We start from the raw sequence: 19620 nt of genomic DNA, 5'->3' as shown, positions 1-19620 counted from the left end.
ACCGACAATTTTTTCGAATTGTAAGTCGTTTTCGTTTTATATGTTAATCTGAATAGTTATCAATAAACCGTTGAATCTTAGCTTGATAAGCTTTTGGATTCATCCAGAAACTTTCAGCGTGGGATGCATTTGGCACAATCCAGATATCTTTTGGTTCAGGACAAGCTTCGAAACATTCGTCAACCATGTAAGTAGGGACATAAATGTCTTTTTCCCCGTGAATAAATAAAAACGGGCGGGTATTTTTACGAAGTTGTTTGACCGAGGAAACATCATCAATCGAAAAGCCCATTCGATGGTGATTAATTGCGTTTATGATCGGCACAAAAACGGTTGGTGACAAATGAAATTGGTGTTTCAGCAAATAAGCCAACTCAGAACGTAAATTTGAATAGCCACAATCGGAAATCATTAGTTTAACTTGAGGAGGGAGATTCTCGCCACTCGTCATTTGAATGGTTGCACCACCCATGCTAACGCCAAACATAATAATCTTGGAATCTTCGCCCACATTATTAATGACAGAATGTGCCCACTCCACAAAGTCGAGGCGATCAATCCAGCCAAAGTTAATGTAGTCACCTGAGCTATTGCCGTGGGCCCGATCATCTGGTAACAAGACGTTGTAACCCATGTCATAGAACATTTTAGCGTAGTTTGACATCGTCTCGCCATTACCTTTATAACCGTGAGCGATGATAACTGTCGTTTTGGCATTTTCACTTGCAGATGGAATAAAAGTCGCTTCGACACGGTTTTCTAAATCAGAAGGGTGAAGCGTCCACTGTTTCGTGGTTACCTTATGAAACCAGTTTACATATCTGTAATAATCATCTGCATATTTCTGTTTATCTGCTGAAGTTTCAGGAACGTAATCCACGCGCCGAAACGCGTAATCGTATAATTTAGCACTGGCAGCCGTTAGGGCAGAAACTCCTAAGGCCACTGGTGCCACAATTCCAAGTCCAATAAGATTCTTTCTTTTCATTCAATAGCCCTCTTTGTTTGTAGAAAATATTATTCTAAGTAAATGTGCCGTAAATCATGAATATCGTTCGTAGAAAGATTTAAATAGTCGTGTAGGTAAGTTGGCATGTCTCCTGAAACCTTTTGAATCTGATCCATCGCGGTATTATAGAAGGAAATTTGTACACTCTGTAAATCACGCATACTTTGAATGAAGGCTGATGGTGAATTCTTGAGTTTCAAGGTTTTAACCAAATTGTCTAACATTGGTTTTGTGGTTTTGTTTGTGAGTAAATAATCAGCCTTGATGGTGTCTTCATTTACACCAAGGGCGCTTAAAAAGAAAACGGCGCCCATGCCAGTGCGGTCTTTTCCGGCGGTACAGTGGAAAAGTAAGGTATCTTGTTGACCATCATTTTCCAACAAAACGTCAAAGAAACGTCGATAAGCTGTTTGTGAGTGGGGATTCGTGATGATATCTTGATAGACGTGATGCATTTGCTGACGACCAGTTGTGGGATCAGTGTCCATTTTGCGTTGTAAGCGATCCGTTTGCTTGGAGTTTTGGGTTTCATCAGTTGAAAATACTGGCATAAATAAATATTTAGTTTGGGCTGGGATTCGGTCTGGTGCTTGGGCCTTTTCTTCAGGCGAACGGAAGTCCACGTCATATTTTAATCCGTAAGTGTCCAAAAAAGAGACGTCTTGATCGGTTAAACTGCCGAGTTTTCCAGAACGAATTGCTTTATGCCACTTAATTGTGCGGCCATCCATTGTCTGATAACCACCAAGTTCTCGAAAATTGCCGCCTTTTTGTAACTGCAGTACCCGTGATCTCACCATGATAAATCCTCCCACATATCGTTTTTTTTATGAAATATCCTACATATAAAATGATAGCACAGTCCCGTTTTTCTTCCTACCAATTATGTCTAAACATTTAAGTGATGTTTAAGAGTTGTAAATACGTGGCGATCGGCCCAACCTGTTACGGCTCCTTGCAGGATGAAAGCAAGAATGGTACCTAAACCAATCGAGTAAATATGGTGGGTGACGATAAAGGTCAATAAAATGATTGAAATGGCTGGAATATAGCTGACCCACTGGGCAACCGCTGCTTTGCCGTTCATGAACTTGAAGCGAACGATGTAAGTTAAGTCATCGTTGGGATGTAACACGATGTTGGCCCGTTGATAAATGGAAACCGCTACGCCAATCCCCACGATTCCGAGGGCATCAGCGATAATACGGACACTTAATGGTAAGTTCAAAAAACCATGCGTATCTAAACCACTACTAATTGCTCCAACTAAATAAGAAAATGGCACCATAAATACTAAGTTTCCCAGCATGCGATGCCAGTCAAAATGTTTGAGTAGAAGACCATTTGCGATAACGACGGCGATTCCTTCGACAAATAAAACAGTTCCTAGTGGAAAATTAAACCATTCGCTCAAATTGACAGAAGAAGCCGTCCATAAGGCACTTCCACAGTGGCTCGCCACGGTTAACGCGTTGGAAAATGAGTTTAGGACAATGGAAATGGCTAAGAAAAATAGGCGTTTATTGAAATCAGATTTTTTATTCACAACGAGACTTCCTTAAATTAGCGTTTATATGCGTTTATCATAGAATAATTTAGCGCGGAAACCAAATCTTTTTCAAGTCTAGTAGTTTTGCTTTATAATGTAGATAATATTTGATAGGAGGATTTATTTTGGCAAAATTAACAAAATTAACAGATACCTATGAATTAAATAACGGCGTCAAGATTCCAATTGTTGGCTTTGGTACTTGGCAGACGCCGGATGGTGATGTGGCTGAGAAATCAGTTGAAGAGGCCATTGCAGCAGGTTATCGCCATATTGATACTGCCTTTGCTTATGGTAACGAAAAAAGTGTGGGTAAAGGTATTAAGGATAGTGGCGTTGCCCGTGATCAACTTTGGGTTACTTCAAAGTTGACTGGAAACGATCATGGATATGAAAATACCAAGAAGGCAATTGATAAATCTTTGAATAATTTAGGATTAGATTATTTGGATCTGTTCTTAATTCACTGGCCAAATCCAATTGCTTATCGTGATTCATGGGAAAAGACGAATGCGGATACTTGGCGCGCAATGGAAGAAGCTCAAAAAGCTGGCAAGTTGCGGACAATTGGAGTTTCTAACTTCCGTCCTAAGCATTTAGATGCATTGTTGAAGACGGCGACGGTTACACCGCAAGTTAACCAGATTTTCTTGAATCCGAGTGATTTGCAGCCAGAAGTTGTTGCGTATAATGATGCGCATGATATTTTGTCAGAAGCGTATAGTCCTCTTGGTACAGGTAAAATTTTTGCTGTGGATGAACTCAAGACAATGAGTGAGAAGTATAGCAAGACAGTTGCACAGGTAGTGTTGCGTTGGTCATTGCAACATGGATTTTTACCATTACCAAAGTCAGTGCATGAAGCACGTATTATTGAAAATACAAAGTTGTTTGACTTTGAGATTGATGAAGCAGATATGAAGACAATTGATGGGTTGCGTGGCGTTGCAGGATTGGCGACGGATCCGGACACGATTACTTGGTAAAAATAAAAGAGTGCTAAAAAGAGCGTTTAGCTTTCGAGCATAGCATAGATAGCCCAATGATTCGGTTTAGGAATCGTTGGGCTATCGTAGCTGAGCGGAGAAGGCTGCTCTTTTTAGCACGTTTCGGCTATAAAAATAGAAGCGCATTAGCCTAGAAAAATATCTACTCTTATAGCTGTTAAAATTAAAAACAGAAACCAAAACCGCCAAATTCATTTTTTGAATTTGGCGGTTTTGACTTTTAAAACTAATTAAACTTCTTTTGAGACGGTGTTTAAAACATTGTTTTTTTTCATTGTTTCGTAAATTCGTTTGCAGTCGGCGGTATTACCGCGTAACTCATAGTTGTCCAAATATTCAAAACCATAATCACGGGCATAACGTTTGGCGGTTAAACAGTACTGCAGGCCGAAGTTACGATTACCACTGCCAATAACCCCAAGACATAATTTGCGGTTATCTTTGTAGGCAATGTATTCGCCCAAAACGTTGGTCATGAGTTCTTTGACACCATTGTCAACGCCGTTTCCGCCATCTAGGTAAGTAGGTACAAACGCAAAATATGGTTCTTGTTCACTCTCAAAATCAGTTTCTTCAGAGACTTCTTTTAATGAAATGAGGGGATTAGCGGCATCTTTTGAATGTTGCTCCTCAGCATAGTCTTGGAGATCTTGTGTGAAGGAGCGTGTATTTCCAGCGACTGAGATGTATAAAATGTTAATAATCGACATGATGGAACCCCCTTAAACTTTACTATTTTTATTGTAGAACATTATTAACATTGTAACACTTAATTTTTTATAAAAAGATATTTTTTAAAAACGGTGGAACCGCTTTAGTAAAGTAGTAAACTAGGACTGTAGAGACAAAATTGAAAAAGAATTGAGGCTAACGCTTTGGAACCTTATATAGTATTTATGGATATTGATGGCACACTAATTTCACATAATCAAAATGTATCGGCAATGACAAAAAAGGTGATTGAACAGTTGCAGCAACAAGGATTTATCTTTTACATTGCAACGGGACGGATGCTTTCATTAGCACAGGTAATTCAAAAACGAATTAATTCGAAGGTAGAAGTAATTGCGTCGAATGGATCTGTTTATCAAAAAGGAAATCATTTGCATATGGATCATTTGGGTTGGAAAGCGATTAGTACGGTTTATGATGTGACAACTGAGCTTGGATTGTCGACCAATTTTTTTAGTACGGATCGAACTTTTTATACGAGACGTAAGCCATGGGATTTGAGTCGATTGGCGCGGATGCGAGTTATGCAAGATGGTGCTGGAAAATTTGAAGATGTGCATGACCGTGATCATTTGAACGATGTGAGTGATCAAATTATTAATGGAATTGTGATTGCAAAGGGTGAGTTGGATAAATTGGGGATTGCAAGGCAAAAATTGATAGATGCGCAGGTGTTAAATGTGTCGTCATCGAGTCCAGATAATATTGAGTTGATTCCGAAACGAGTGGATAAGGCGAGTGCGGTACGGGCGATAACGAACCAGTATGGAATTCCGGAGGATCATACGATTGCATTTGGAAATGATAAGAATGATTTGGGAATGTTGAAGGCAGTTGGAACGGGTGTGGCAATGGGCAATAGTGCGGATGAAATAAAGGCCCAGGCGGATGAGGTAACGGAAGCAAGTGAAGATGACGGTTTGCCAAAGTATTTGAAGAGAAGGTTCTTAGATTAGTGGGCGAGGCAAAGCGTTAAGTAAGGGAAAATAGCCATGATGGAAGCGGGATCGCAATCCCGCGGGAATCATGGCTATTTTCCCTTACTTGCTTTGCCGAGCCGTCCTAAGGGAAAAGTGAGCGTAACAAGTCGTAATAAAAGATCCCATAAGTATGATGGATGCGGGAGGAATCTCCCGCTGGAAGCATGCTTATGGGACCTTTTATGACTTGTGGAGCTGTCCTAAAAAAGTGAGCGGATGAAGACGAATAGTCCCAGAAATATAAACGTGCCGGCAGCAGGAAGAAGTCCTGCGCTAGGCGGGTTTATATTTCTGGAACTGTCTTGTGGAGCTGTCCTAAAAAGTGAGCGGATTGTGACGGTAAGTCAAAACAATATAACTGTGCCGATAGTGGGATGAAAGTCCCACGGTAAGGCATGGTTATATTGTTTTGGCTGTCACAAGCAGCTGTCCTAAAAAGTGAGCGAATTGTAACGTAAAATCAAACCCATAACAAAACAAAAAAGACACAAGCCAACTAGCTCGACTTGTGTCTATCACATGCTATTCGTCTGCGTTTAACCGCTCATCTTCTGCATGTTTTTGTAACTTTTTATATTCTTCATCAGGAATTCTAGTGACGTGGAACCAATCAATATGCGCATTCTCATTATCAAGAACTTCAAAATCATAGCGATCAATACGGACCTGATCATGCACTTGAATGTTTGGATGATGATCGATGACATACCCACCAAGCGTCACCACATCTTCGCCCTCGAAACCGGGAACGTCAATGCCAAAGTACCGTTCAAAATCATACATGGTAGTTTTACCACTGACATGATAAGTGCCGTCAGCTTCTTTATGAATATAATCGCCAGAAACATCGTCAACTTCATCATTAATTGTTCCGAAAACTTCTTCATAAATATCTTTATCGGTAATAATACCGCTAGTACCACCATATTCATCAACAACAACGGAAATAGGCGTTTGTTTTTGGAGCATTTTTTGCAAAACGTCTTGTAAAGGTACAGTTTCAGGAACGGTAATGATATTCCGCAGTAACTTGCTGACCTTAATATCGCCATCTACTCGACTTTGACGAATCAAATCATAATTGTAAACATAGCCCAGAATTTTATCTTTGTTGTTATTTGCAACCACTGGGAAACGACTGAAACGCTTTTGCAGGTAAAGCAATAACGCTTCATCTACTGTAGCGTTCACATCCAGAACTACCAGTTGTGTACGATCAATCATAATATCTTTTGCGACTTTATCGTTAAAATCAAAAGCACGTTGCATATAAACGTAATCATTTTGATCAAGTTCACCGCCAGAAACAGCATTTTTAGAAAGACTCAGGATTTCCGCTTGAGAAAAGACCTCGTTGCTTTCATCAGCAGGCTCCATACCCACCATTTTGACGATGCCACTTGCAGAAACATTTAGTAACCAAACGAATGGATAAAATGCCGTGTGAAACCAATGTAATGGGGTCACAATCGACATTAAAACTTTCATGGGGACATCGATACTAATATTCTTTGGTACAATTTCTGTTAAAACGACTTCCAAGTAGGTTAGGAGTAAAACACCAATAATTGCTCCAATCGCGTGTAGCGAAGCTTGATTAATGAGATGTGTGAATCCAAAAAAGCGAATAATGAAGTATTCTACAAACGATTCACCTATCCAACCTAAAATAATTCCACAGACTGACGTTCCAACCTGTGTGGTAGAAAGATATTCGTTTAAATTTGAAACCATGTGGATAGCTCGGTTAATTTTTTTGAGCCGTCCACCAACTGCTGTTTCCCGTGCCTCTTCCAATGCACTTAATCGACTTTCAACAAGTGCAAATTCTGCGGCAACGAAAAAATATGCCAGGATGAAGGTAATCAAAATGATAATACTATCGCTGATTATCTGACCACTGTCCAAGGAACATTCCCCATTTCTTTTGTAATTACATTATCTCTATATTATAGCGCGTCTGATAAGAAAAATCTTTCGGAATTGGCCACAGATATAAGTTATTTTGCGATAATTTAAGAATGAATATGAAAATAGTGTGAACAGTTTAAGATTTCTTATAAAACGGATAAGTTATCCTTTGACACTACACTTAAATTCAGATATGCTATTACTTACCAAAGATAATACCAGAATAAATTTTTACAGGAGGAGTTTTAAATTATGACAAAAAGTTCTGCTTCGGATAGTACCGACTATGGTGGGGAATTGAAAAAGGGTAAACCACCCCACCCGTATACGCAAACTGTGGATCAACTCTTAGGGCAAGACCAAATAGAGCTTGATCAAGGGCTCACAAGTTTAGAGGCCGAAAAACGACTCAAACAAAATGGACCCAACGCGTTGATTCAAAAGAAGCAAAGCAAGCTGAAACGGTTTTTCAAACAGTTCAACAATAGTATTACCTATATTCTTTTAGTTGCAGCTATTGCGACTTTCTTTTTAAGAGAATATTCAGATTCGATTGTTATTGGGCTGGTTGTGATTATAAATGCACTGATTGGTTATTTTCAAGAGAGTAAGGCTTCTGAAGCCATTGAAAAGATCAAACAAATGCTACAAGTTTCAGCAACGGTTATTCGTGATGGCAAACGAGAAGATATTGCTGCCGAAAACTTAGTCGTGGGTGACTTGGTTTTCCTAGAGGCTGGCGATAACGTTCCCGCGGATTTGCGAATTTTAACCGCCGATAATTTAAAAATTCAAGAATCTTCTTTGACAGGGGAAACTGATTCTGTTTTAAAAAATGATGAATTATTGACCGATCCGAAAACACCTCTCGCAGATCGATTAAATATGGCATATGCGTCAACGGCTGTGACGAACGGTAGTGGTCTGGGCCTTGTAACTGCGACGGGTGCTGAAACCGAAATTGGTAAAATCAATGCCAGCATGGAAAAGGTGCAATCCAAAACAACACCGCTGATGCGTGAAATTAATGATTTGGGTAAGTATTTGTCATATGCGATTGTGGCCGTGGCAGTTTTGTTAACTGTTTTTGGGCTGATCACTCAAGTCTATTCGCTTTCCGTTTTAATGGTTGCCGTGATTACAATGGTGGTTGGGTCAATTCCTGAAGGTTTACCAGCAAGTACCTCGGTTGTGCTTGCCATGGGTGTGAAGAAGATGACAAAAGCTAATGCAATTGTCAAAACTTTGCCGGCCGTGGAGACTTTGGGAGCAGTGGACGTTATTAATACTGACAAAACAGGAACGTTGACTAAAAATGAGATGACCATTGATACCTTAATTACGAAAAAAGGTCACTACGAAGTTAGCGGAACTGGTTATCAACCAGACGGTAAAATTACGCAAAATGGCCAGGCAATTATTCCCGGTCGTGATGAGGATTTGGATCGTTTATTGGTAGCAGGACATGAGGCAAATGATACCCGGCTTATCGAAACAGAGGGTAAATGGGAAATTAATGGTGAGCCCACTGATGGTGCTTTTTTAACTTTGTATCATAAAGTATTTAAGAAAAACGAACCAGATTTAGTGGAGCTTGATAAAATTCCTTTCGATTCTGATTATCGATACATTGCAAAATTGGATGAAGATAGTGACGGTCAAAGAGTGATTTTAGTCAAAGGATCGCCTGATAAGGTGTTTGCAATGGCCAAACAAGCAGATCCGAAGTTTGACGTGGATGCCTGGACTAATCAAGTTTCCAAACTGGCACGCAATGGTGAACGGGTGGTCGCTCTTGGCTATCGAAAAGTTGAACGTGAAGTTCACACTTTAACCCATGAGTTGGTGCTTGAAGGGGTTCAGTTCCTTGGAATTGCCGGGATTATCGATCCACCTCGTGAAGAAACAATTGTGGCTTTAAAAGAGATGCGCGAAGCTGGCGTTAAAGTAAAAATGATTACGGGTGACCATCCTGAAACAGCGGCAGCAATTGCCAAAAAACTGGGCCTAGATTCTAAAATCTCGGCCATTACAGGTGCCGAAATTGACGAACTTTCAGATGATCAACTGAAAAAAGTGATTCAAAACTATAATGTGTTTGCCCGAACGACACCTATGAATAAGTTACGAATTGTGGAAGCTTACCAGGCAAATGGTCTCGTTACAGCGATGACGGGTGATGGTGTGAATGATGCGCCTGCTTTGAAAAAGGCTGACATTGGAATTGCCATGGGAATTAAAGGAACCGATGTGGCCAAAGAGGCCGCGGATATGGTCTTAGCCGATGATAATTTTGCGACACTAACAACCGCAATTAAAGAGGGACGGCATGTTTATGACAACATCAAGAAGACAATCCGGTTCTTGTTGCCAACCAGTTTTGCAGAAGGTTTGATCGTTTTGATTTCGATTCTTTTACAGCAGGAAATGCCGTTAGTGCCAACCCAGTTACTGTGGATTAACATGGTATCCGCCATTACGATCCAGTTTGCCTTTTTGTTTGAACCGGCCGAAGAGGGACTTATGAAACGCATGCCACGAAAGAGTAACCAAGCCTTCTTAAATCGAAAAGATGTGTGGCAGATTGTCTATGTTTCCTTTTTAATTGCTGGTTTGGGAATCAGTGCTTTCAAGTGGTTGACATTGCAAGATATTAGTACTGTGGTTGCAAGTACAGTGACGTTAAATGTGATTGTTGTCGGTAAGATTTTTTATCTGTTTAATATTCGAACACCCAAACCTGCGTTGTCAAAAGATATTTTCCGAAATCCGATGGCGTTTGCCATTATTGCGGTTCTCCTGATTCTGCAGGCCGGAATCACATACTTGCCATTTATGCAGGTGATTTTTAGTACTGCTAATTTAGACTGGCACTTATGGTTGATTCCAGTGTTTGCCGGAATTGTTGTCTTGATTGTAACCGAGCTAGATAAGCTGTGGGGAATTCGGCGGCAAAAACGCATGATTGCGACGTGGAATCAAAAATAAAGCGCTTTTTCTTAACGATTCAAAAAAGTAGTGCTAGGATGAGGTCGTAAAAATATAAATAAGGAGATCTCAGAAATGGCAAAAGATGATGGAATTAAAGTAGAAACAGATGAAGAACAGATTGCAAAGATTGACTTCGATAAAGAAGACGTCAAACAAGCAGCTGACATGATTGCAGAGAAGGGCTTCGTTACCAAAAATGATTTTCCTGATATGCATGACCGTTTATGGAGCCAAGGATTCTACGAAAAAATTGAAGACGAATTTCATCATCGTGATAATGAAGATCCTTACATTTTCTGTGAACGATTTGACTTCATTGGTGGTGCGATTGAATCAATTATCTTTGATATGGATCAAGTCAAGACTCGTGAGAAGGCATTACACATTTTAGGTGAGGCGCTAGATTTGAAAGTTCAAGACAAACCTAACGAAACGCATAAAATGGTTACTTACTAAAACTAAAAGTTCAAACAGCTATTTTCCAATTAATGGAGATAGTTGTTTTTTTGATGATAGCAAAGATTTGACGCTAATTATTCTAGGCTTAGATTGAAAATGCTGAAATCAAAATGGCTCAACCACGGGATTCTAGCTAATTGTTTTAGCACTCTTAAATGTGTAGTGCTAAATTCTTGCATTCGATTTTAGATGGTCTTACTATATAGTTGTACCGAGGAAATTAGGTACGAAAATTTATATAAAAAAGGAGTCTTGAATTATGGCTAACGAGTTGAGAAACAGAGATTTTGATGATTTTGCACCACTTGATTTTTTCGATAATTTTGGGAAGAATTTCTTCAAATCAATGACTGAAGGTAGCTCAATGAAGACGGACATCCGTGAAAATGAAAAGGATTATCAAGTTTCAGCAGAACTGCCCGGTTTCAAGAAAGAAAATATTGATTTGAATTATGATAATGATACATTGACGGTTACGGGCAAACATAATGTTGATAAGGAACAAAAGGACGAAAAAGGTAATTTAATTCGTCAAGAACGTAGTTACAGCAATGTGTCTCGTCAATTCTATCTTCCAAATATTGATCGTGATAAGATTAGTGCTTCCTATGACGGTGGTGTTTTGAAGGTTACATTGCCAAAGAGTGAAGAAAAGCTTCAAAGTGGCAAACAAATTCCAATCAACTAAAGTTTAATTAAATTTGATGAAAGAGACCATCACAGTTGTTGTGATGGTCTCTTTTTTAATCTCAAGTTGAAGAAACATATAGATATTGTAACCGATGCCAAATTGATTTAGTTTTAGTTTGAAAGGTGGTAAGCTGGTAGCTGGATAGTATAAATTTAATTTTAGGAGTGATACTTTTGAAACAAATTACAATTGGTGGCAAAAAAGTTTCTAACGTTGCGTTAGGAATTATGCGTATGGATGCGTTGGATACGGATGCTGCAACAAAAGTAATTGAAACAGCTGTTGATAACGGTGTGAACTTTATTGATACTGCTGATATTTATGGTGGTGGCAAATCAGATCTCGTTTTTAGGGATGCTTTAGACAAGTCATCTGTAAGTCGTGATAATTTATGGATTCAATCTAAGGTCGGAATTCGTAATGGTAACGATGATGGTTCTGGTAAGCCTTATGGAAATCGTTATGATTTTTCAAAACAACATATTATTGATGCTGTTAATCATGAATTACAAAGCTTGAATTTAGATTATTTGGATTCAGTTTTACTTCATCGTCCAGATCCATTGATGGAACCGGACAAGATTGCGGAAGCGTTTGATGAATTACAAACGGCGGGGAAGGTTCGTCATTTTGGTGTTTCAAACTTTAACCCAATGCAATTTGAATTGTTACAACGTTCAGTTTCACAGAAATTGATGTTTAACCAACTTCAATTCGGAATTATGCATAGTAATATGATTGATTTCGGAATGCATACAAATATGCAGGATGATTGTGGTGTGGATCATGATGGACAATTTTTAGAGTATTCACGGATTCATGATATTGTGATTCAAGCGTGGTCACCGTATCAATGGGGAAACTTTAACGGACCGTTTATTGATAATCCGAAGTTTCCAGAGTTGAATAAAAAAATGCAGGAATTGGCAGACCAGTATGGGGTGACAAAGAATGCGATTGCAACGGCATGGATTCTCCGTCATCCGGCGAAGTTCCAAGTGTTGGTGGGATCAATGAATCCACAGCATATTAAGGAATCGTTGGCTGGTAGTGATGTGGAAATGACCGGGCAAGAATGGTATGACATTTATTACGCGGCTGGAAATGATATGCCATAAAAATAGTGGGCGAAGAGTAGCGATAAGTCCCCATAAATAAGAGCGTGCCGTAAGTGGGAGAATTCCCGCAGTAGGCATGCTTTTATTTATGGGCACTTGCTACTCTGAGCCGTCCTAGAGCTCAGCGGAAATAAAAAAATATCCGTCTAAACCAAAAATGATTTAAACGGATATTTTAGAATCTAAACTATTCTGTAGCGTATTGCCGTGTTGCAACTAATTGATGATGTGAATCATAAAATTTAATCTTTACAGGGGCACCGTTTTTTGCGAGTTCCCATGAGCCTTCTGCATTAAGTGTTTTACCTGACTTGACTTCGTTGACTGAAGAATTTTCAAGTGAGTCATCCTTAGTTGTACTGGTTGAAAATGGTAATGAGCCTTGGACAAGCTTTTTGGTCTTACCATTGACTGTTTGGGTGGCTTTGAGGTATTTATACCAATAATCTGAAGGAACTAATTGAGATTTACTAGAATTAGTAAAAGTATATCGTAAAATCAAAACTTTTTTCCCGGCGGTGGCTGAAGCTGTCACATGATTTTCTGTGATTACAAACAAACCTTGTGGCGTCTGGAATTTTTGACCAGTTAAAGATGCTGTTTTGTTGATGACCTTTTTTGAAGAAGATTGGGCTTTTTTTGAACTAGTTGCTTTTTCTTTGGTAGAACTTGAATTTGTTTGGTTACCACAGGCAACTAAACTGATGCTCAAAAGGCCTAAAGCAATAATTAAAGTAATTTTTTTAAGATTTTTCAAGATCTTGGATTACTCCTTTGATTGCTTGTTTAGTTCGCTGATGCTCATCGATAGCGTCTTTGGCTTATCTTTGACGACAATGATGGTACCTTGGCCAAGAAACTTCTTTTCGCCACTGTAGGCAATGTCATATTCTTTGGCTACAGCACCGGAATTTTGGAGACCCATCACATAAATTGTATCCTCGGTATAGTCATCGCTAAACACAAATGCAATAACTGGAGAAACTACAAGTTTATCAGTTTTCATTTGTTTCAGAGTTTTCCAGATGCCATCGATTACTGGTTGGGGAATGATTTCTTTAACTTCATCTGCTACACGTCGTTTTTTTGTAAATTCAAACAAAATAAGTGCCTCAATTCATAAGTATTTTTTTAAGAATAGCACATTTTTACCCGATTCGTCACGAAAATAGGATATGAACGGTCAATCTAGTTCTAAAAACTAGATGATCATGATATAATGAAGCTAACATCTATGGACGGGGTGAATGAAATGAGTGAATTAGAATCGTATAATCATTGGTTGAAAACAGTAAGAGAAGTTAGACTTCCACATTGGGATGAGTTACCAAATTTTGATTTGTATATGGACCAGGTAGTGGCGTTGTTAACGGGATATACAGGACCATTGGGAATGGATCCGGTAACGCCAACGATGATTAATAATTATGTGAAGCAAAAAGCGGTGGTAGCACCGACTAAGAAAAAATATCAGGTGATGCAGGTAGCGGATATTTTGTTGATTACGTTGTTGAAGCAGTCGTTTCCGATAGTGGTGATTAGATCGGGGATTGACCGAATAACGGCGACGGATTATCCAAAGCAGGCATATGATCGGTTTATTGATATTGTGAATCAGAAGATTGCACGAATCGGGATGGAGCATACGACGACGGTTGCGAAGAATTTGGCGGAACAGTTGATGCAGGTGACATCGAATATGATTGTGGATCAGGTGCAAACGGGTGAGTTGATCCGCTTGTTGCAAAAGTCGGTGGAGCATAAGCCGACTAAATTAAAGTGAGCGAGGCAAAACGATAAGAGGGAGAATATAAATGTGCCGTAAGCGGGGGAAATCCCCGCAGTAGGCATGCTTATATTCTCCCTCTTGTTTTGCCGAGCTGTCCTAAAAAAGTGAGTGGCACAAGTCGGGAGCAATTAGAAGATAAGCGAGATGGAGGCGGGATCGCGATCCCACTGGAAGCTTGTTTATCTTCTAGTTGCTGACTTGAGGAACTGTCCTAAAAAAGTGAGTGGCACAAGTCGGGAGCAATTAGAAGATAAGCGAGATGAAGGCGGGATCGCGATCCCACTGGAAGCTTGTTTATCTTCTAATTGCTGACTTGAAAAACTGTCCTAAAAAAGACAATTAATTCCCACAATTGGACCGCTCCATTTCATAACTAAATACCTCCCATAAAGGTAACAGTTCTACCAATTTTTAGAAAGTTTGTGAAGTAAGCGATTACTTTTTGTGCTTAATTTCACAAACGATATTAATATCAGTCATTTTGAAGAGATGAATTATTCACAAAGTCCAAATCCTTTGATAGCATAGGAAACAATGATTTCTATCAATTTTAGATTATGTAAACAATTGGCATTTACAAAAGAATATTAGAAAGATACAATTATAATTGTGAAGCGAATAACATACTCATTCTGAGAGGAAGAATAATATAATATGATTAAAGATTTGGATAACAAGAAGGAAATTGATGAACCACAAGTAATGGTCAATGAACTTGTTAAGAAAGCTCATATTGCTTTAGATCGTCTCAGTGTCATGAATCAAGAACAAATTGACAAGATTGTGCACGCAATGGCAGAAGCTGGCTACCATGCTCGTCAAAAGCTTGCAAAAATGGCGGTTGATGAAACTGGTCGTGGGGTTTATGAGGATAAAGTTATTAAGAACCAATTCGCAACTAAAGATATTTATAATTCAATTAAAAATGATCGTACGGTTGGTATCATTACGGATGATAAAGAAACTGGTCTTATGAAAATTGCTGAGCCGGTTGGTGTAATTGCGAGTGCCACACCTGTTACAAATCCAAGTTCAACTGTATTTCACAATGCTTTGTTGGCAATTAAAACACGAAACCCAATCGTATTTGCTTTTCACCCATTTGCTCAAAAGACATGTGTTGAAACTGGTAAAGTCATTGCTGAAGCTGCTGTAAAAGCTGGAGCTCCCGAAGACTGTGTTCAGTGGATTACAAAACCAAGTATGGCTGCTACCACTGATTTAATGAACCATGATGGGGTCGCCACGGTTGTCGCAACTGGTGGTGCCGGGATGGTTAAGTCAGCTTATTCAACAGGTAAACCGGCTTTAGGTGTTGGTCCTGGTAATGTACCAGTATACGTAGAAAAATCTGCTAACCTCAAACAATCACTGGATGACATTGTTTTGTCTAAGTCATTTGATAACGGGATGATTTGTGCATCTGAATCCAATATGGTAGTTGACGCTGACATTTATGATGATGTCAAAAAAGGTTTGAAAGAGCGTGGTGCTTATTTTGTAAAGCCTGCTGATATGGAAAACTTTGAGTCAACTGTTATGAATCGTGAAAAAGAATCTGTTAACCCGAAGGTTGCTGGTCAATCAGCCTATGCAATTGCTCAGTGGTCTGGCATTGAGGATTGTCCAGAAGATGCCAAATTCCTTGTCGCCGAAATGCCTAGTCTTGGTGGTGATTACATTCTTTCTCATGAAAAGTTATCACCTGTTTTGACAATGGTTAAAGCAACTAATCAAGATGATGCCATTCATTTAATGAAACGGGGACTAAATCTTGGTGGCTTAGGTCATACTGTTGGCTTGCATACTGAAGACGACGAGCTAATTACCAAGTTTGCTTTACAGATGGATGCCTGCCGAATTTTAATCAATACACCAACTTCTCAAGGTGCAATTGGTTACAAATACAATAACATCACACCTTCTTTAACATTGGGCTGTGGATCATGGGGCAAGAACTCTATTTCTCATAACTTGGAAGACTGGGATCTATTGAATATTAAGACAGTTGCAAAACGTTTACCAAAATTACGTCATGAAAGTTTAGATTTCTAAAAAAGTTTGTTTAAAAATAACGTCTGTTTTGCTGAAAAGCTAATTTCGGTATAAAACGGGCGCTATTTTTTTGAACAGCGATAAATGGATAACGCTTTCTGTTATAATCGAATTAGAAACTCAATATTAAATTAAAAAGGTGGGATTTTATGTATTACTTTTTAAATACGACAATTCCTTTAAATAAATCTGGTATCGAACATGCTCAAATTAAACGAGTAAATTTGTTTAACGATAGTGGTGTTGCAAACAAAATTGTTACACGAAATTTTGAAGTGGATTTACATCATAATTTAGAAGTTGCCGGAATTTCTGAAAAAAATCATATTAATTTATTTGAATTTTTGCAGGGATCTGGGGATTTTAAGCCGCGCAAATTCACAGCTAAAGACGTTAAATTACCTCATGGTTGTAAGCTACGTGGAGATAAAGGTGCGGCAACATATACGGCCAAGGATTTAAAAGGAAGAATCGCTGTTCGGATTGAGCCATGGAGTGATCATGACGCACAGGTTCAAGTGGTCACTTACTTTGATTATGCCGGCAACCTTTTACGACGGGAAAGATATGATCACCGTGGGTTTAAGTCAATCGCTGAAATTCACAACCCGCAAGGTGGGGTAAGCAGTGAACAGATTTTTTCTCCCGAAGGCAAACTTGTATACGAATCTTTCTACTTTAATGATGGGCAAGGGAAAGTTCAAAACTCCTTGCTACGGGTAGTTGATTTTCACGGCCAAGATTATGAATTTACAGGGTTAAAGGGTCTACAACGGTTCTTCTTTGATCAACTCAATAAGGTTGATGATGGTCATAATATCTTTATTTCTGACCGGGCAGTTGAAACTGAGTGGGCGTTGTTACACATGAAGACTAAGGCATATAAAGTCTTATTTCTACATAATGCGCACACTGCAGATCCGAACAACCCAATGGACCCCGTGTTGAACAATAATTTTGAGTTCTCACTGGATAATTTTTACGATTGGAATGCGGTGGTGGATTCTACCCATCGTCAAACTGCAGATGCCAAATTACGTTTTGATGCTAAACGCACACCAATATTTACGATTCCGGTTGGGATTGTGCCCAACGAACTGATGAAAAAAGATAAGGTTCGTTTTACGGATCGGACGTTGGGTAAAATTATTGTTGTTGCGCGTCTTTTCCCAGAAAAGCGTTTAGATCATTTGGTCAAGGCGTTTGCAATTGTGCATAAGAAGTTGCCACAAACGACACTTGATTTCTGGGGCTATGGTGACGGAAAAACAGATAAAGCACTGGAACAACAAGTTAAAGAGCTGAAATTGGATGATGCGGTTCAGTTTAAAGGATACACACCTAATATTGGTGAAATCATGGATAAAGCTCAGGTCTCGGTTTTGACCAGTCGGGTTGAAGGCTTTGCTCTTGCCGTTTTGGAGGCTCAATCACATGGATTACCAGTTGTTGCCTATGACATTCCGTATGGGCCTTCTGATATTATTGAGGATGATTTTAGCGGAAAATTAGTTAAAGATGGCGACTACAAGGCGTTTGCGAAGGCATTGATTGCCCTTATGGAGAATCAGGATACGTTACAAAAGTATAGTGATAATGCCTATGTTAGTCGTGAACGTTTCAGTGAAAAGGCGATCTGGAAAGCATGGCAACAATTAATTACTGATGCAGATCGTTTCTTTAGCGAAGATTTAAAAAATGGGGAGGCGAAGTAGATGATTTACTTTTTAAATGAATATTTAATGGGTTTAAATTCCGGCGTTGAATACACTGAAATTAGCCGAATTCACCTTTTCAATAATAATCATGTGGATGCCAAGATTGTGACGCGAGATTATAATCAAGAGTTGCATCGAAACATGGATACACTAGGATTAGCAGACGCTGACGTTGTGAATATGTTTGACTTTTTCCAAAATGCGGAACATATTGAAAAGCCAAAGACACTTAAAACTGTTGATTTGAATCTTCCCAAAGATTACGAAATTGATCAGGGCGCTGATTTTAGTCGTATGTACGATGGCGACCGAGTCGTCGGGGATATCTACTTTGCCAGTGGTACTTTTGGGCAAGTTTCTCACATCAATTATTATGATGCGTATGGCCATACTGCCAAAACCGAGTTTTATGATTGGCGTGGATTCAAATCGATGGACAAATACTTTGGGCCAACGGGTAATGCTGTTGCTGAATTTATGTTTACACCAGAAGGCAAACGGGTTTACGAGTCCTACTATATGAATGATGCCAATGGAAATCCTGTAAATTCATTATTGAAGTTGATTGATTATAAGGGTGAAGATTATAATTTTGATAATCTCGATGAACTATTTACATTTTTCTTAGATGAATTAAATCGAAGAAGTGGCAGTCATCAAACTTTTATTGCCGATCGCCCAGCACAAACCAATTTGCCGATGTTGAACATGGTGACACTGGCACACAAATACGTATCATTGCCAATTGTACACGCCGTTAATCCACAAGAACCCGTTCGTAGTGCATTTGATCCATCATATGAACCAGTGTTTGGGGCTCGAATTGGCGAATTAGATGGTATTATTGTGATGACGGAAGCACAAAAAAAGGATTTGGCGCAAAAATTAAATCATACACAAACCCCAATTTATGTTATTCCGGGAACAACCGTTTTAAATGCAACACGTAATGAAGCACATGTGGCCCACAGAAGTCGTGTGGCTGATCGCTTACTGTACGTTGGCCGGTTATCCTCAGAAAAACGAATTGACCGTTTAATTCGGAGTTTAGCGATTGTAAGCAATAAAATTCCGAACGTGACGTTGGACCTTTATGGTTATGGCAGTCCTCAAGATGTGGATGGCTTGAAGAAGTTGGCACAAGATTTAAAAGTAGACAAACAAGTGAATTTCCGCGGGTTTGTTTATGATTTGAGCCCAGTCTATAATCAAGCCGAACTCTTTGTCAGCGCAAGCGGGTCAGATGCCATGCCACTGGCGATGATTGAAGCCATGTCACATGGGCTTCCAGCGGTAGCTATTAACAGTAATTATGGACCAAGTGAGATCATCAAAGATAAAGAAAACGGTCGGTTGATTGAAGAAGACGATGTGGATGAGTTCTTGTTCAGTCGAGCTATCATTGATTTGTTAAGTGATCCAGATGTCTTAGAAAAATACAGTGAAAAAGCATACGAAATTGGCGACCGTTATTCAGAAGAAAACGCAATGAAGAGCTGGCAATCAGTTTTAAAGAATCAAGAATAAGTAAATTTTCTAAAAAAAGATTAGGATCACCCTTTTGAAGATCCCAAGCCAAGATAGGCCTGGTTTCAAGAAGATGATGCTAAT

The 19620-nt window shown here is 39.2% G+C and carries 17 protein-coding genes; 10 read left to right on the top strand and 7 right to left on the bottom strand.

Going from position 1 to position 19620, the window contains the following annotated elements; translation table 11 throughout:
* Positions 1-43 precede the first annotated feature (43 nt).
* The 3 genes from AB3217_RS08980 to AB3217_RS08970 all read right to left on the bottom strand — a co-directional run bounded on the left by AB3217_RS08980 (position 44) and on the right by AB3217_RS08970 (position 2555).
* Positions 44-988, bottom strand: a complete 945-nt coding sequence (locus AB3217_RS08980) for an alpha/beta hydrolase (RefSeq protein WP_068806996.1) — start codon at positions 986-988, stop codon at positions 44-46.
* A gap of 29 nt (positions 989-1017) precedes the next feature.
* Positions 1018-1809, bottom strand: coding sequence for a tyrosine-protein phosphatase (locus AB3217_RS08975; RefSeq protein WP_260266719.1), 792 nt, complete (start codon positions 1807-1809; stop codon positions 1018-1020).
* An 89-nt stretch (positions 1810-1898) separates the two neighbouring features.
* Positions 1899-2555: a YitT family protein gene (locus tag AB3217_RS08970; protein WP_068807002.1), complete on the bottom strand. Its 657-nt coding sequence runs from the start codon at positions 2553-2555 to the stop codon at positions 1899-1901.
* 128 nt (positions 2556-2683) lie between these two features.
* Between AB3217_RS08970 and AB3217_RS08965 the strand changes: the two genes are divergently transcribed.
* Positions 2684-3544: an aldo/keto reductase gene (locus AB3217_RS08965; RefSeq protein WP_068807006.1), complete on the top strand. Its 861-nt coding sequence runs from the start codon at positions 2684-2686 to the stop codon at positions 3542-3544.
* Between the two features lie 251 nt (positions 3545-3795).
* On the opposite strand, the gene nrdI is transcribed toward AB3217_RS08965, so the two are convergent.
* Positions 3796-4275, bottom strand: a complete 480-nt coding sequence (gene nrdI, locus AB3217_RS08960) for a class Ib ribonucleoside-diphosphate reductase assembly flavoprotein NrdI (protein WP_068807009.1) — start codon at positions 4273-4275, stop codon at positions 3796-3798.
* Positions 4276-4440: 165 nt separating this feature from the next.
* Here nrdI and AB3217_RS08955 point away from each other — a divergent pair, with 165 nt between their 5' ends.
* Entirely contained in the window at positions 4441-5253 is an 813-nt protein-coding gene (locus tag AB3217_RS08955; RefSeq protein ID WP_260274656.1) for an HAD family hydrolase, read from the top strand.
* 546 nt (positions 5254-5799) lie between these two features.
* Here the strand turns inward: AB3217_RS08955 and AB3217_RS08950 are convergent.
* On the bottom strand, positions 5800-7185 hold the full coding sequence (locus tag AB3217_RS08950) for a hemolysin family protein (protein WP_068807015.1): 1386 nt from the start codon (positions 7183-7185) through the stop codon (positions 5800-5802).
* 255 nt (positions 7186-7440) lie between these two features.
* On the opposite strand from AB3217_RS08950, the gene AB3217_RS08945 reads away from it, so the two are divergent.
* From AB3217_RS08945 to AB3217_RS08930, 4 genes are all read left to right on the top strand, one after another.
* Entirely contained in the window at positions 7441-10176 is a 2736-nt protein-coding gene (locus tag AB3217_RS08945) for an HAD-IC family P-type ATPase (protein WP_057785016.1), read from the top strand.
* A gap of 75 nt (positions 10177-10251) precedes the next feature.
* Positions 10252-10635: a hypothetical protein gene (locus AB3217_RS08940; RefSeq protein ID WP_084254268.1), complete on the top strand. Its 384-nt coding sequence runs from the start codon at positions 10252-10254 to the stop codon at positions 10633-10635.
* A 262-nt stretch (positions 10636-10897) separates the two neighbouring features.
* Entirely contained in the window at positions 10898-11326 is a 429-nt protein-coding gene (locus AB3217_RS08935) for an Hsp20/alpha crystallin family protein (protein ID WP_057785018.1), read from the top strand.
* Positions 11327-11502: 176 nt separating this feature from the next.
* A complete protein-coding gene (locus AB3217_RS08930; RefSeq protein ID WP_367366012.1) occupies positions 11503-12447 on the top strand; it encodes an aldo/keto reductase family oxidoreductase in 945 nt (314 codons plus the stop codon).
* 187 nt (positions 12448-12634) lie between these two features.
* Here the strand turns inward: AB3217_RS08930 and AB3217_RS08925 are convergent, their stop codons facing one another.
* Together AB3217_RS08925 and AB3217_RS08920 are read right to left on the bottom strand one after the other, a co-directional pair.
* A complete protein-coding gene (locus tag AB3217_RS08925; RefSeq protein WP_367366011.1) occupies positions 12635-13204 on the bottom strand; it encodes a DUF5067 domain-containing protein in 570 nt (189 codons plus the stop codon).
* A gap of 9 nt (positions 13205-13213) precedes the next feature.
* The gene (locus AB3217_RS08920; RefSeq protein WP_367366010.1) at positions 13214-13549 is read right to left on the bottom strand and encodes a hypothetical protein; all 336 of its coding nucleotides are present in this window, start codon (positions 13547-13549) and stop codon (positions 13214-13216) included.
* Between the two features lie 150 nt (positions 13550-13699).
* Between AB3217_RS08920 and AB3217_RS08915 the strand changes: the two genes are divergently transcribed.
* The 4 genes from AB3217_RS08915 to asp1 all read left to right on the top strand — a co-directional run bounded on the left by AB3217_RS08915 (position 13700) and on the right by asp1 (position 19536).
* A complete protein-coding gene (locus AB3217_RS08915; protein WP_057784703.1) occupies positions 13700-14230 on the top strand; it encodes a DUF1836 domain-containing protein in 531 nt (176 codons plus the stop codon).
* 660 nt (positions 14231-14890) lie between these two features.
* Complete coding sequence (locus tag AB3217_RS08910) at positions 14891-16291, top strand: aldehyde dehydrogenase family protein (RefSeq protein WP_367366009.1); 1401 nt, start codon at positions 14891-14893, stop codon at positions 16289-16291.
* Between the two features lie 149 nt (positions 16292-16440).
* Complete coding sequence (locus AB3217_RS08905) at positions 16441-18006, top strand: glycosyltransferase (protein WP_367366008.1); 1566 nt, start codon at positions 16441-16443, stop codon at positions 18004-18006.
* On the top strand, positions 18007-19536 hold the full coding sequence (asp1, locus tag AB3217_RS08900; protein ID WP_367366007.1) for an accessory Sec system glycosyltransferase Asp1: 1530 nt from the start codon (positions 18007-18009) through the stop codon (positions 19534-19536).
* Positions 19537-19620: the final 84 nt, after the last annotated feature.

The sequence above is a fragment of the Pediococcus parvulus genome (assembly GCF_964063155.1).
GTDB classification, from domain to species: domain Bacteria; phylum Bacillota; class Bacilli; order Lactobacillales; family Lactobacillaceae; genus Pediococcus; species Pediococcus parvulus.
Note: the sequence above shows the minus strand (reverse complement) of the source record. Positions and strands in the feature narration are given on the sequence as shown.

Bases quoted from the DNA above. Each gene is read 5' to 3' on its own strand.
- AB3217_RS08935 (WP_057785018.1), top strand. From the start codon at position 10,898: ATGGCTAACGAGTTGAGAAACAGAGATTTTGATGATTTTGCACCACTT.
- AB3217_RS08915 (WP_057784703.1), top strand. From the start codon at position 13,700: ATGAGTGAATTAGAATCGTATAATCATTGGTTGAAAACAGTAAGAGAA.
- AB3217_RS08940 (WP_084254268.1), top strand. From the start codon at position 10,252: ATGGCAAAAGATGATGGAATTAAAGTAGAAACAGATGAAGAACAGATT.
- AB3217_RS08910 (WP_367366009.1), top strand. From the start codon at position 14,891: ATGATTAAAGATTTGGATAACAAGAAGGAAATTGATGAACCACAAGTA.
- AB3217_RS08905 (WP_367366008.1), top strand. From the start codon at position 16,441: ATGTATTACTTTTTAAATACGACAATTCCTTTAAATAAATCTGGTATC.
- asp1 (WP_367366007.1), top strand. From the start codon at position 18,007: ATGATTTACTTTTTAAATGAATATTTAATGGGTTTAAATTCCGGCGTT.
- AB3217_RS08975 (WP_260266719.1), bottom strand. From the start codon at position 1,809: ATGGTGAGATCACGGGTACTGCAGTTACAAAAAGGCGGCAATTTTCGA.
- nrdI (WP_068807009.1), bottom strand. From the start codon at position 4,275: ATGTCGATTATTAACATTTTATACATCTCAGTCGCTGGAAATACACGC.
- AB3217_RS08980 (WP_068806996.1), bottom strand. From the start codon at position 988: ATGAAAAGAAAGAATCTTATTGGACTTGGAATTGTGGCACCAGTGGCC.
- AB3217_RS08945 (WP_057785016.1), top strand. From the start codon at position 7,441: ATGACAAAAAGTTCTGCTTCGGATAGTACCGACTATGGTGGGGAATTG.